11 protein-coding genes are annotated in these 12928 nt (G+C 40.2%); 8 read left to right on the plus strand and 3 right to left on the minus strand.

Annotation, left to right across the window (positions count from 1 at the left end):
* Positions 1 to 89: 89 nt before the first annotated feature.
* The 7 genes from FHG08_RS17030 (at position 90) to FHG08_RS17060 (ending at position 6902) form a co-directional block, all read left to right on the plus strand.
* Positions 90 to 347, plus strand: coding sequence for a DUF3081 domain-containing protein (locus FHG08_RS17030; protein WP_138607905.1), 258 nt, complete (start codon positions 90 to 92; stop codon positions 345 to 347).
* The gene (locus FHG08_RS17035) at positions 347 to 649 is read left to right on the plus strand and encodes a hypothetical protein (protein ID WP_138607903.1); all 303 of its coding nucleotides are present in this window, start codon (positions 347 to 349) and stop codon (positions 647 to 649) included. Before FHG08_RS17030 ends, FHG08_RS17035 begins: the two co-directional genes overlap by 1 nt.
* Before the next feature lie 439 nt (positions 650 to 1088).
* Positions 1089 to 1664: a transcriptional regulator BetI gene (betI, locus tag FHG08_RS17040; RefSeq protein WP_138607901.1), complete on the plus strand. Its 576-nt coding sequence runs from the start codon at positions 1089 to 1091 to the stop codon at positions 1662 to 1664.
* Position 1665: 1 nt separating this feature from the next.
* Positions 1666 to 3129 (plus strand): betaine-aldehyde dehydrogenase, encoded by a 1464-nt coding sequence (gene betB / locus FHG08_RS17045; RefSeq protein ID WP_178957191.1) that lies wholly within the window; start codon positions 1666 to 1668, stop codon positions 3127 to 3129.
* Positions 3130 to 3138: 9 nt separating this feature from the next.
* The gene (betA, locus tag FHG08_RS17050) at positions 3139 to 4806 is read left to right on the plus strand and encodes a choline dehydrogenase (protein ID WP_178957192.1); all 1668 of its coding nucleotides are present in this window, start codon (positions 3139 to 3141) and stop codon (positions 4804 to 4806) included.
* A 165-nt stretch (positions 4807 to 4971) separates the two neighbouring features.
* The gene (locus FHG08_RS17055) at positions 4972 to 6189 is read left to right on the plus strand and encodes a BCCT family transporter (RefSeq protein ID WP_178957193.1); all 1218 of its coding nucleotides are present in this window, start codon (positions 4972 to 4974) and stop codon (positions 6187 to 6189) included.
* Between the two features lie 8 nt (positions 6190 to 6197).
* Entirely contained in the window at positions 6198 to 6902 is a 705-nt protein-coding gene (locus FHG08_RS17060; RefSeq protein ID WP_138607893.1) for a TorF family putative porin, read from the plus strand.
* 92 nt (positions 6903 to 6994) lie between these two features.
* On the opposite strand, the gene FHG08_RS17065 is transcribed toward FHG08_RS17060, so the two are convergent.
* The gene (locus tag FHG08_RS17065) at positions 6995 to 9241 is read right to left on the minus strand and encodes a carbohydrate binding family 9 domain-containing protein (RefSeq protein ID WP_178957195.1); all 2247 of its coding nucleotides are present in this window, start codon (positions 9239 to 9241) and stop codon (positions 6995 to 6997) included.
* Between the two features lie 141 nt (positions 9242 to 9382).
* Complete coding sequence (gene fdxA, locus FHG08_RS17070; protein WP_178957196.1) at positions 9383 to 9706, minus strand: ferredoxin FdxA; 324 nt, start codon at positions 9704 to 9706, stop codon at positions 9383 to 9385.
* 188 nt (positions 9707 to 9894) lie between these two features.
* Between fdxA and FHG08_RS17075 the strand changes: the two genes are divergently transcribed.
* Positions 9895 to 11505 carry an NAD(P)/FAD-dependent oxidoreductase gene (locus tag FHG08_RS17075; RefSeq protein ID WP_178957197.1) on the plus strand — a complete coding sequence of 537 codons (1611 nt, stop codon included), beginning with the start codon at positions 9895 to 9897 and terminating at the stop codon, positions 11503 to 11505.
* Positions 11506 to 11567: 62 nt separating this feature from the next.
* Here the strand turns inward: FHG08_RS17075 and FHG08_RS17080 are convergent, their stop codons facing one another.
* Complete coding sequence (locus FHG08_RS17080; RefSeq protein WP_028834771.1) at positions 11568 to 12869, minus strand: DEAD/DEAH box helicase; 1302 nt, start codon at positions 12867 to 12869, stop codon at positions 11568 to 11570.
* Between the last annotated feature and the right edge of the window lie 59 nt (positions 12870 to 12928).

Consider the following 12928-nt stretch of genomic DNA (forward strand, 5'->3'; position numbering starts at 1 on the left):
AGCAATATCGCACATTCTTGACTATTGTTTTTATGATGATCGACCCGCATATCTACCCCGTATGAGAGAATAAATAAAAGGTATAAACAATGAAAAATGAAATCGACAACAAACAGATTCTAGCGGTTTACGAACGTATCCAGCAACGTGGTAAAACCACAGAAGAAGGTAAGCTTTATCAGGGGGTCACTGCATTTTCTGATATTGACGGCTATACCGTTTACTTACAAGGTAGTGGGGTATTATTACGTTTTGGATTTCATAATACCTATCACTTAGATTATGAACATGACAAACACAAAGACGACTTTTTGAAGAAACTCTACAACATAGCTAACGAAGAGTAATGCGACCAACAAATAGACGAAATAGGCCAACTGGTTCACGCAATTTACAGTTTATTCACCAAGTTATTGCGCAATTAAAAGCTGAACCTGAAAAGCTGCAACTGATAAAAAATAACCTTGCTTATTACCGCGAACAAACACACTTAAAGCGCGGTTTTTTGCTCGCGATTGAACGTTTTGATTGGGTGTTTGAAGCTACTGATAACATCGACGAAATTTGTGAACAGATCATGGCCGATGATTATATTGGCAATCGCTTAAGACGTTATCCCCTTCTATTTAAAGGTGTTGTTGAAACCTAAACAGCACCTTGCTTTACCCCTTCTTAGGTTAACATTCGGTTAATTTACCTCCCATCTCCCTTTCTATAATCGGTATTTCATCGGAAAAACAGATATATTCGTTTTACCTTCACATAACTACCCTGCTGGTAAAAAATACAATTAGTACTCTAATAGTTAACGCACTAACAAATAAATCACTAAAAGTTTCTCTTACCTCGTAAACAATTAATTACACTATATAAGCAAACACAAAAAACAAATATAACCCACTGTTATTTATTGATTTTATATAAATCATTATGTTGTTAATTTTGCATCATTTAATACTCATTTTGTTAATCATTTATCCATACTTTACTCTCTTGCTATTTACACAAGCCTTGAATTGTTAGAGCTATTACCTTAAGCTTAATCTTTATTGAACGTTCAATTAATAAAAATTATGCCCAAAGTTGGAATGGAACCTGTAAGGCGTCAGCAGCTAATTGACGCGACTATAGAATCAGTTGCTCAAAAAGGGCTTCAAGCGACTACAATTAATAGCATTAGTAAAAATGCTGGAATGTCATCAGGCATAATTAGTCATTACTTTGGTGGGAAACAGGGGCTAATTGAAGCAACTGTGCGTTATTTACTCTCGAACTTGAAAGACGACTTAATTAATAAAGTTGATGAAAACACCACTGCAACTCAAAGGTTAATGTTTATTGTTGAATCAAACTTTGCGCTAGTACAACAACGAAAAGATACCACTCGGACGTGGCTAAGTTTTTGGGCGCAATCAATGCACGATAAGGAACTTCATCGTTTACAAAAAGTAAACAGCAAACGCTTGCAGAGCAATTTAACCGTTTCATTTAAGCAATTAATGCCTTTGGCGCAAGCGACACTCGCGGCCGAATTAACCGCAGCAATGATTGATGGCTTATGGCTTCGTGCCGTATTAAGCCAATCAGACGAAAATCAGTTTAAACACAGTGAATCACTGGCTAAAAACTACGTGCATTCACTTATCAAGCAATATGGAGCCTAACGTGACTACACCTATTTATCAAAACTTTATCAACGGCCAATTCCTTGCGAATAAAAGCGGCGAAACATTTGATGTAGTAAACCCTGCAACCGGCCAGGTAATTTATGCCGTTGAAGTCGCTGATGAGTATGTTCAAAACGCAGCGATAGAAAGTGCAAAACAAGGCTTTAAAGTTTGGTCAGCGATGACCCCTATTGAGCGCAGCCGTATTTTATTAAACGCTGTTGCTATTTTACGCGAGCGCAATGACGAGCTTGCCCTGGTTGAAGTTCTCGATACTGGTAAACCAATGCAAGAAGCTAACTGCGTAGATATTGAAACAGGCGCAGATGTTATTGAATATTTCGCAGGCCTTGCCCCTGCACAAGTTGGTCAACAGCAAATGGTTGGCGATGATTTTTATTATACTCGCAAAGAACCTCTAGGTATTTGTGCAGGTATTGGTGCATGGAACTACCCATTACAAATTGCATGTTGGAAGTCAGGTCCTGCTCTTGCAGCGGGTAATGCATTTATTTTTAAGCCATCTGAAGAAACACCACTTGGCGCAATTAAATTAGCCGAAGTGTTTATTGAAGCAGGCGTTCCTGCTGGCGTATTTAATGTAGTGCAAGGCGCGGGCGAAGTAGGTCAATGGCTTACTGCACATCAAGATATTGATAAAGTATCGTTTACTGGTGAAGTAGGTACAGGTAAAAAAGTTGTAGCCAGTGCTGCAGGCACATTAAAAGATGTGACTATGGAGCTCGGTGGTAAATCGCCATTACTAGTATTTGATGATGCCAATATAGAGCAAGCAGTAAGTGCCGCTATGCTAGGTAACTTTTATACCCAAGGTGAAATTTGCACTAACTGTACCCGTATTTACGTACACAAAAATGTTTACCAACAATTTATTGATGAACTTAAAACACGCACTGAAAACAATATTATTGCCGGCGACCCACAAGATCTAAACACTAACTTTGGCGCGCTTATTTCTAAAAAGCATCAAGATTTAGTGATGAGTTACATCGACAAAGGTCTTGAAGAAGGCGCAACACTATTAACAGGTGGTTCAACGCTTTCTCCAGAAGCAGCGCCAAATGGCTATTTTGTAGCGCCGACTGTGTTTGTTGATTGCAATGATGAAATGACTATCGTTAAAGAAGAGATTTTTGGCCCAGTAATGAGCGTTTTAGTCTTTGATGATGAAGATGATGTGATTGCCCGCGCTAATGGCACTCACTTAGGTTTAGCTGCAGGCGTTTTCACCAGCGACATTAAACGCGCTCATCGCGTAATTCATCAACTGCAAGCCGGTATTTGTTGGATTAATGCTTACGGTAACTCACCAGCAGAGATGCCAGTGGGTGGTTATAAGCAATCGGGTATTGGTCGTGAAAATGGCATAGAGACTCTAGATCATTACACACAAACTAAATCTATTTATGTTGGCATGGCCGACATAGAAAGCCCGTTTTAAGGAATCATCATGAACCACTCTTTTGATTATATTATTGTAGGTGCGGGCTCAGCAGGCTGTGTGTTAGCAAATCGCTTGTCTGAAGATTCAAGTAACAAGGTATTGTTACTTGAAACCGGCGGCAGCGATAAAAGCATCTTTATAAAAATGCCAACGGCACTCTCTATTCCAATGAATACAGATAAGTTTGCGTGGCAATTTCATACGCAACCAGAGCCACATCTAGATAACCGTGAAATGCATTGCCCACGCGGTAAAGTTCTTGGCGGCTCATCATCGATTAATGGCATGGTGTATGTGCGTGGCCACGCTAAAGATTTTGATGAATGGCAACAGCACGGTGCTAACGGCTGGGATTACCAAGCGTGTTTACCGTATTTTAAAAAAGCAGAAAGCTTTTACCTAGGTGAAAATAGCCATCGTGGTGGCAAAGGTCCGCTAGGTGTTAATAACGGCAATAACATGGAGAACCCGTTATACACTGCATTTATTGAAGCGGGTGCAGAGGCCGGTTATTCAACAACAAATGACTACAATAGTGCTCAGCAAGAAGGTTTTGGCCCTATGCACATGACCGTTAAAAACGGTGTGCGTAGCTCAGCCTCTCGAGAATATTTAGATCCTATTAAGCATCGTAGCAACTTAACAATCGTTACAGGTGCTCTTGCCCAGCGCGTTATTTTAGATGGTAAAAAAGCAACCGGCGTTGAATACAAGCTTAATGGCGCGGTTAAAACTGCAAAAGCAAATAAAGAAGTTATCTTAAGCGCAGGCTCTATTGGTTCACCACACCTACTACAGCTTTCAGGTATTGGTGATACTCAAGCACTTGAGAAAGCAGGCGTTGAAGTAAAACATCACTTACCAGGTGTAGGCCAAAACCTGCAAGATCATTTAGAGTTTTACTTTCAATATAAGTGTAAACAACCGATTACTTTAAACGGTAAGTTAGGCTTGTTTTCTAAAGGTTTAATTGGCGCAAAATGGCTACTAACTCGCAAAGGCTTAGGCTCAACTAATCATTTTGAATCATGTGCCTTTATTCGCTCAAAGCCAGGTGTTGAATGGCCTGACATACAGTATCACTTTTTACCGGCCGCTATGCGTTACGATGGTCGTAGTGCTTTTGCAGGGCATGGTTTTCAAGTGCATGTAGGCCATAACAAGCCTAAGAGCCGAGGCAGTGTCACTATTGCATCAGCTGATCCAACACAGCCACCTAAAATTGTATTTAATTACCTAGAGCATCAAGACGATATTGAAGGCTTTAGAGCGTGCGTACGTTTAACACGCGAAATCATTGAACAACCAGCATTTAACCAATTTCGTGGTGAAGAAATTCAACCAGGGCAACAAGTTCAAACTGATGAGCAAATTGATGCCTTTGTTCGCCAAGCCGTAGAAAGTGCTTATCACCCTTCTTGCTCTTGTAAAATGGGTGAAGATGATATGGCCGTGGTTAACTCAAACACTCAAGTGCATGGCATACAAAGCTTACGTGTGGTTGATTCGTCAATTTTTCCGACCATACCGAACGGTAATTTAAATGCCCCTACGATTATGGTGGCCGAAAAAGCCGTGGATATTATTCTAGGAAATAAGCCCTTAGCTCATACAGGAGTTGATGTTGTGAATGCCACTGATTGGCAAACTACACAACGAAATAAAAACCTTTAATTTAGCCTGTCATAAAGGCCTCTCTCGTAAGCAAAATGCTTAAAGAGTGCCTTTATGTACCTTGCAGTGGCTCACAAGCATAAATAGGTTATGCCGGTGTTAATGCAAGCACAATAAAAAACGGAGTATATATGTGTTACTTTTATTCATTCTGGGAGGGCGATAATGACTATTTGGCTTAATGCTGGCATTATTTTTACCTTACTTGCCATTGTTACTATTTTAATAAAATGGGGCAATGTACGCGTAGTAGGCGTCACACCAGTGAGAACATTCACCTTTATAGCAATCCTATTTACCTCTGGCCTAGACGTTGGCCTTATTATGTTTCCTTTAACCGAATTTGCCGGTTATGCAGACATAAAAGCAAGCCCAGAATATGCATTTGCCAACCCGCTCTCTATTGAGTTTGGTTATTGGGGATTTTTAATTTGGGGATTTTATTTTCTTACGTGCTTTTATTTCTGTGTAATAGAGCCCAAAGTGAAGTTTTTTGAAATTCCATGGGTTAAATTTTTAAACAACGTGGTCATTATTGGTACTTGTGCGTTTACCGCATACTTACTGCTAAGCAATCTACCGTGGTATATACCAGAACTTGGTGATGGTTCAAGTGTTATTCCAGCATTTTACTTAATTGTACTTGCCGCTATTTGTTTTGCGGTGTATTCAAGTACCGATATTAAATACGTACGCTTTTTAAGCATTGCCACTACTTGGTTGTTTATCGCATTAATTGGTTTTATGTGGGCTGATGCCTTCTTATTTGGCGATAGCGAACTCTCTGCATTTACTCAAAATATAGGTTTAATTGGCAATTACTTCGCCAACATCAATGAATTTGTATTGCCACTGAATGATTACCATGAGTTTTATCTATTTTGGTGGTTTGCGTGGAGCATCATGATTGGTCAGTTTACATCGCGTTTTGTTGGTGGTTTAAAAACATACCAAGTATTGGGCGCTATGTTGATTTTCCCGTCAATACCAATCGCTATCTGGTTTAGTGTGTTATATCACTACCACGAGGCGGGTATTCCAACTGCAGGCATCAAAAACTTTGCCATGGTGTTTGTAGGTATCGTGTTTGTTATAAACTCGCTTGATTCACTGATCCGTTTATACACAGATAATTTAAACTTAACTGTAAAACGCTTAGGCAAGTTTAAATATATTGCTATGAACGTTATCGCTTTATCATTATTGACACTGTTATTTAAACTTGAGTTTTTGCAAATTCAATGGGTTGGTGCTTTAGTTATTGGCTTATTCTTTATCTGCTTAGGTTTTATTGCCTACAGCAAATTTAAAACAGTCAGCAATATCGAAGGATCGCCTAAAGCGAATAAAATTGATTACACAAAAATAGAAACTATCAGCTAGGAAACCACATGAACAATAAATTAAAACAACTTTTTATCGCTTTACCATTAACGGTTTTGTCAACAACAGCAGCAGCTAACTGGTCAACAACGATTACCGCTGCCTCTGATTACACCTTTAATGGTGTTACTCAAACAGATAACGACCCTGCGCTACAAGCAAGTCTTGACTATGCGTACGATAACGGTGTGTATGCAGGTGTATGGGCATCAAATGTAGATTTTGGTGATGACACAGACTTCGAACTAGATGCTTATGTAGGCCGATACATTCAGTTAAACGAACAAGTAAGCCTTGATTACGGTATTGCTTATTACACTTACCAAGGTAATAACAGCGATGGTAACTACGCAGAAGCGTATACTAAATTTGGTTATGCCAGTGACTACGGTCAAACAGAGCTTAACTTTTGGTACAGCTGGGATTACTTTGGCTACGATACAGGCCATGTGATTTCGATGATTGCGCACACTTTCGAGATTGCTCCAAATCATGCAATTCGTGCTAGCTTTGATATCTCAAACTCACTCGATGGCAATAAATTTCAGTGGGATGAAGCTAAGGGCGATAAATCGTATCATCATTACCGCTTAGCGTACCAAACAAGCTATGAAGGGTTTGGTATTGAAGTAGCAGCTGAGAATACCAGCTTAGACTACGATTACGCAGATGAGCGAATTGTACTTGCTATCTCACGTACTTTTGACTTGTAATAGTTAGCTTTTGCTTTCTATAAAAAAACACGCTACCCAGTAGCGTGTTTTTTATTGCCTAGCAAAATCTTGCTTTTATAGTATTTATAGCGTTATAACTGCCACGCATAACTGACTTTAGTAAAGAAAGTACGTTGGTCACGCTCAATGCTTTTTAACGAGTCATCCTGATAACCTTTATCTGAATACCCTAAGTAAAATAACGTTTGTGCGTTAATTTTATATGAGTAAACCAGCTGACTACCATAATCTTTGTTGATTTCGCTTACCTGGTAAAAGTAAGCATCTTCATTTCTGTCTATATCTTCAAACTGTAAAATCAGCTTAAGCATAGCGCGCATACTAAACTTATAATAAAGCCTAAAATCTACAAGGTTTGCGGTAAATACGCGTCGCCCTTGGTAATCATCTAAATGACTATAATTATGTCTAACATCTAACTGCCAGTGATTATTAATATCCCAAACAGCCTGTGATTGTGTAGTTAAAACATCACCTAACTGCTCATTGGTATAATCTATACGGCTTGCGTATTCGACGTATAACGATAATCTCAAATCTTTAGTCGGCCTAAAAGCCGTATAAAAATAACCAATATTTTGGTTATAAAAATTGCCATTATAGTTTTCATAGCGATTTAACAAACCAAGCTCAAATACAGACTGCTTTTGACCTTGAAAGGTCATGTAACCTTCATATTCTTCTTCAAGCAAGTCGCCATTTTGAGCCCAGCTTTTATCCCAATCGGCGGTGTATGACCATGTTGTTAGCATGTCATGTTCATCACCATACCAAGTTTGACCGCCACCAAAACCTACTTTTTCGTAGTCTACTTTTTCTTGATAACCTAAATCGGTGCGGTAATCCTCACCAATATTGTCATACGTTGCATAAAGCTTATAATCGCGCTTATCGCGAGTCAGCTTTAATGCATACGCCATATCAGACTGAGACTCTGCTAAATTGTAGTTATCAACTAAAAATTTAGAGTTGTTGGTATCAGCATTGGCTATTTGATAATTAAGTGTATCTGACTGATTAAACCAATAGCTACCATCAACCGATAACACCGTATTATGGTAGTCGCTACTTTCTCTATGTGTGGTGGTTACTCCTATGGTCCCTTGTTGGCCAATATCATATTGGTATCGCGCCACCGCTGCCTTGGTTTTATCATTTAGGCTGGCAAAACCAGACCCTTGGTTACTAGGCAGTAAAACATTACTGTTGTCGTCATCTGCAAACATTAGCGCATAGCTATGGCTGTCGGTTTTACCGGTGAGCTTGGCGCCAATATTAGGCTCAGCTATGGTGCGGGTATAGAGCAGTTCAAATAAATTACTTTTAAAGTAAGACGCGCCATCTAAGAAAAACGGGCGTTTTTCAGCGTAATAAATAGAATATGTGGTGTTTACATCCAGCTCTAACGAATCGGTTTCTACCTGAGAAAAGTCAGGGTTTATGGTGGCATTAATTACTGCATCTTTAGTAATACCCCAACGCAGATCGAGCCCTACTTCTGTATCTACATCGCCGTTATCCCATTCGCCAGGTACCTGTGTTTTTTGATCGTTTCTTAATGCGGTTAAGGTTGGCGTTAATTGCAGATTTTTGCTCGGTGCTAAATTATTAAATCCAGTTATTTTGTCAAACTGACATAAACTACATTTAATATCACGGTCAAAGCCGGTACTTGATAATTGATACAACACATCACGCTGATAGTTGCGCATCATCGAAAAGCCCCAAGTAGAGTCGGCTTGGTTTTGTGCAAAGCGCAGTGCTTTAAACGGGATACGCATTTCAACCACGTAACCTTGCTCGTTTATGGTACCGGCACTATCCCAAATAGCATCCCAGGATAAATCTGACACCCACTCGTCGGTATCCGTCATGCGAATGTCGCCTTGAGCACCCAGTGGGTTTACATAAAACTCATAGCCAGTACGCTCATCGTTAAAGGTATCAATTACCAAACCAACATTGTCATCCTGCCAAAGCGTGTCTCTATCACGAAGCGCTGCACGAATTTTACTCGGATCGGTGTCATAAGCTACAAAAGCTACATACAAATTATGACCATCGTCATAAATATACGCATCGGTTTTTACCGGTGGCGTGCCTTTTTCATTCGGCTCATCTTGATAGTTTACCGCAACGCGGGTTGCTTGTTGCCAATGCGGCTCGTTAAGCACGCCATCCACATCAATGTTTTTATTAATGTGTGCAAGTTGATAATTAAGCTTATCGGCAAGTGCATTGGGGCTGAGAGTTAAAACAAAGCTGAAGCTGGTCAACAACAGCAATTTTATTATTTTTGTAGGTATAAAGTACTGCATAAACATCCATTTAGGTTTATTTACTTGTTAAAAGTAAACTTTGGTCTGGAGTGTAAATTATACAGATATGTTTGTTAATACTTGCGCGTTAATATTTGTAATAAAATTAACAAAAAACTAATAATAAGTGTTGGGAAGTAGTTATGTGTCGAGAAGTTTTAATTTATTAGCCACACCATTCCAGCTATCGGCATCTTCTGGGGCGGGTTTAACTTGCGTTATACGTGGCCATATTTCTGCCAATTCTGCATTAAGCTGGGTGAACTCTTTTTGCGATTCAGGTAATTCATCTTCTTGATAAATAGCATCGGCAGCACACTCAGGGACACATAAACCACAGTCAATACAATCTACCGGGCTAATAGCCAAAAAATTAGGGCCTTCAAAAAATGCATCTGCAGGGCACACCGATACGCAATCAGTGTACTTACATTTTATACAGTTTTCGGTGACTACAAACGCCATAGTGGTTTAATACCTAATATTTAACTTTACCAGCTGCGGATCATACCCAACCCTTACCAAAACACAATAAATATGTGCCAAAAGCGAACAATTTAACGTAATATATGGCGCTTATAAATTAGCGCTTTGTGCACTCCCCTTATTGTGAGCGGTATTTACTTTCCGCTATGACACCAAAAGAGATATTAATGATACGTTTAACCGAAATAAAGCTGCCGCTTGACCATGACGAAAATGCTATTGGCCAAGCCATCATCAATAAATTAAATATAAGTCCAGAGCAGCTACACAGCTACAATGTGTTTAAACGCGGTTACGATGCACGTAAAAAAAGCGCCATTTTACTTATTTATACGCTTGATGTTGAGGTAGATAACGAAGCAGAACTGTTAGCCTCGTTTGAAAAAGATCAACACGTTAAAGTCTCCCCTGACACCAACTACAAATTTGTAGCACACGCTAATAGCAGCATTAAAGAGCGCCCTGTAGTAATTGGCTTTGGCCCATGTGGTTTATTTGCCGGTTTAGTGCTGGCACAAATGGGCTTTAAGCCAATAATTTTAGAGCGTGGCAAAGAAGTACGTGAACGCACCAAAGACACCTTTGGCTTTTGGCGTAAAAAGGCGCTTAATACCGAATCAAACGTTCAGTTTGGTGAAGGTGGTGCAGGCACGTTCTCAGACGGTAAGCTCTACAGCCAAGTAAAAGATCCAAAACATTATGGCCGTAAAGTAATTACTGAGTTTGTAGAGGCCGGCGCTCCTGAAGAAATTTTATACGTTAGTAAGCCGCACATTGGTACGTTTAAACTAGTAACCATGATTGAAAAAATGCGTGCCCGTATTATTGAACTCGGTGGCGAAATTCGTTTTAGCACCCGCGTTGACGATATCCATTTAGACAACGGCCAAGTTACTGGGCTTACACTTTCTAATGGTGAAAAGCTTGAAACTCGCCACGTGGTATTAGCAGTTGGTCACAGTGCCCGTGATACGTTTAAAATGATCCACGATAAAGGCATTTATGTTGAGGCAAAACCCTTTTCAGTAGGCTTTAGAATAGAACATAAACAATCAATGATTGATGAATGCCGCTTTGGCGATAACGCGGGTAACCCTATTTTGGGCTCTGCCGATTACAAATTGGTACACCATTGTAATAATGGCCGAACCGTATACAGTTTTTGTATGTGCCCTGGCGGCACTGTAGTTGCCGCTGCCTCTGAAGAAGGCCGCGTGGTTACTAACGGTATGAGCCAATATTCTCGTAGTGAGCGAAATGCGAACAGTGCTATTGTTGTGGGTATTTCGCCAGAAAAAGATTTTCCAGGCCATCCTCTAGCTGGTATCGATTTACAGCGTAAGCTAGAAGAGCAAGCCTATGAGCTTGGTGGTAAAAATTATGATGCCCCAGCACAGCTGATTGGCGACTTTTTAAAGGGTAAATCGTCGGCTAATTTAGGGGATGTACAGCCTTCGTATACGCCAGGTATAAAACTGACTGATTTAAGCAAAGTACTGCCAGCGTTTGCCATTGAAGCGCTACGTGAAGCAATTCCTGCCTTTAACAAACAAATTCGTGGCTTTTCAACCAATGATGGCTTACTCACGGGTGTAGAAACACGTACGTCTTCACCTATCAGTATCAAGCGCGATAAAACCTTCCAAAGCATTAATACTAAAGGGCTTTACCCTGCAGGTGAAGGTGCAGGTTATGCAGGCGGTATTTTATCAGCGGGTATTGATGGTATTAAAGCGGCCGAAGCAGTTGCATTATCGATGTTAGAAAAGCACAACTAAACTACTCTTTCCGGCACAAAAAAACCTGAGTAAACTCAGGTTTTTTTAATGGCTTAGCTGTCTTACTTTTTAAGTGACAGCTTTTCGCCTTTTAAGCTTTTACGTACATTAGAAATTCGCGAGCGGTTTTTCGCTCTCGCTTCACCGGTAGCCTGGCCTGATGGCTTATTAGCACGGGTGCGGCGTAAATGCGCTGGCTTTTTACCAATTTTATCAATCAGTACTTCACGATTACTTACTTCGTAACCTTCTAAGTAAACACGTTTAATTTTTTGACCAATTAAGGTTTCAATTTCAAACAACATGTTTTCTTCTTCGCGACTCACAAACGAAATTGCTTGTCCTTGGTTACCAGCACGACCAGTTCGGCCAATACGGTGTACGTAATCTTCAGCAAGCCAAGGTAAATCAATATTAATAACACGCGGTAAACCGTCAATATCAATACCACGGGCCGCTACTTCTGTTGCAACTAGCACGCGTACTTTGCCTTCTTTAAATTCACGCAACGCACGACGACGATTACCTTGCGATTTATCGCCATGACATACTGCCGCTGGAATACCGTCTAAGTTAAGTTCAGTTACTAACTCATCTGCGGTTTCTTTCATGTTTACAAACACTAGCACTTGCTGCCAGTTTTTCTTACCAATCAGCTCAGAAAGCAACTCTTGCTTACGGCGCTCCTCTACTGGGTAAACCACGTGTTGTACTGTACTTGCGGTGCTGTTAGTTTGATCAACACGAACAATTTCAGGCTGCTTTAACACTTTAGAGGCGAACTGTTTAATTGCTGCTGGGAAGGTAGCTGAAAACAATAAAATTTGACGCTCATCTGCACAGCTTTTTATTACGCTTTGCATATCATTAATAAAGCCCATATCAAGCATACGGTCAGCTTCATCAAGTACTAAATGTTTTACTTGAGCAAGGCTTAAGTTACCTAAACGAATATGATCAAGTAAACGTCCTGGTGTTGCTACTACAACATCAACACCTTCTTTGAGTGCAATTTCTTGTCCTGCGGTATTAACACCACCAAATAAGCTCACTACTTTTAACTGAGTGTACTTAGCAAAGTCTTTAAAGTTATTCGCTATTTGCTCTGCAAGCTCACGCGTAGGCGCAAGGACTAAGGCGCTTGGCGCATTCGTAGTGCTGCAATCTGACTCAAATAACTTTTGAATAATAGGGAGTGCAAATGCAGCGGTTTTACCTGTACCGGTTTGTGCACTTGCTAAAACGTCTTTACCTTTACGAACAGCCGGAATAGCTGAGCGCTGAATGGGCGTAAGGGTGTGGTAATTAAGTTCGTCTAACGCCTGAATAAGTTCAGGGGCAAAACTAAAAGATTTAAAATTCATTGCTGTATAACCTGCGGCCACATTATCAAGGGTCGCAAATTATACAGTAAAATCGCTTA

Source organism: Pseudoalteromonas sp. Scap03 (assembly GCF_013393115.1).
GTDB lineage: Bacteria > Pseudomonadota > Gammaproteobacteria > Enterobacterales > Alteromonadaceae > Pseudoalteromonas.

Coding starts and splice junctions, on each gene's coding strand:
- FHG08_RS17060 (WP_138607893.1), top strand. CDS start 6,198: ATGAACAATAAATTAAAACAACTTTTTATCGCTTTACCATTAACGGTT.
- FHG08_RS17030 (WP_138607905.1), top strand. CDS start 90: ATGAAAAATGAAATCGACAACAAACAGATTCTAGCGGTTTACGAACGT.
- FHG08_RS17065 (WP_178957195.1), bottom strand. CDS start 9,241: ATGCAGTACTTTATACCTACAAAAATAATAAAATTGCTGTTGTTGACC.
- betA (WP_178957192.1), top strand. CDS start 3,139: ATGAACCACTCTTTTGATTATATTATTGTAGGTGCGGGCTCAGCAGGC.
- FHG08_RS17055 (WP_178957193.1), top strand. CDS start 4,972: ATGACTATTTGGCTTAATGCTGGCATTATTTTTACCTTACTTGCCATT.
- FHG08_RS17035 (WP_138607903.1), top strand. CDS start 347: ATGCGACCAACAAATAGACGAAATAGGCCAACTGGTTCACGCAATTTA.
- betI (WP_138607901.1), top strand. CDS start 1,089: ATGGAACCTGTAAGGCGTCAGCAGCTAATTGACGCGACTATAGAATCA.
- fdxA (WP_178957196.1), bottom strand. CDS start 9,706: ATGGCGTTTGTAGTCACCGAAAACTGTATAAAATGTAAGTACACTGAT.
- FHG08_RS17075 (WP_178957197.1), top strand. CDS start 9,895: ATGATACGTTTAACCGAAATAAAGCTGCCGCTTGACCATGACGAAAAT.
- FHG08_RS17080 (WP_028834771.1), bottom strand. CDS start 12,869: ATGAATTTTAAATCTTTTAGTTTTGCCCCTGAACTTATTCAGGCGTTA.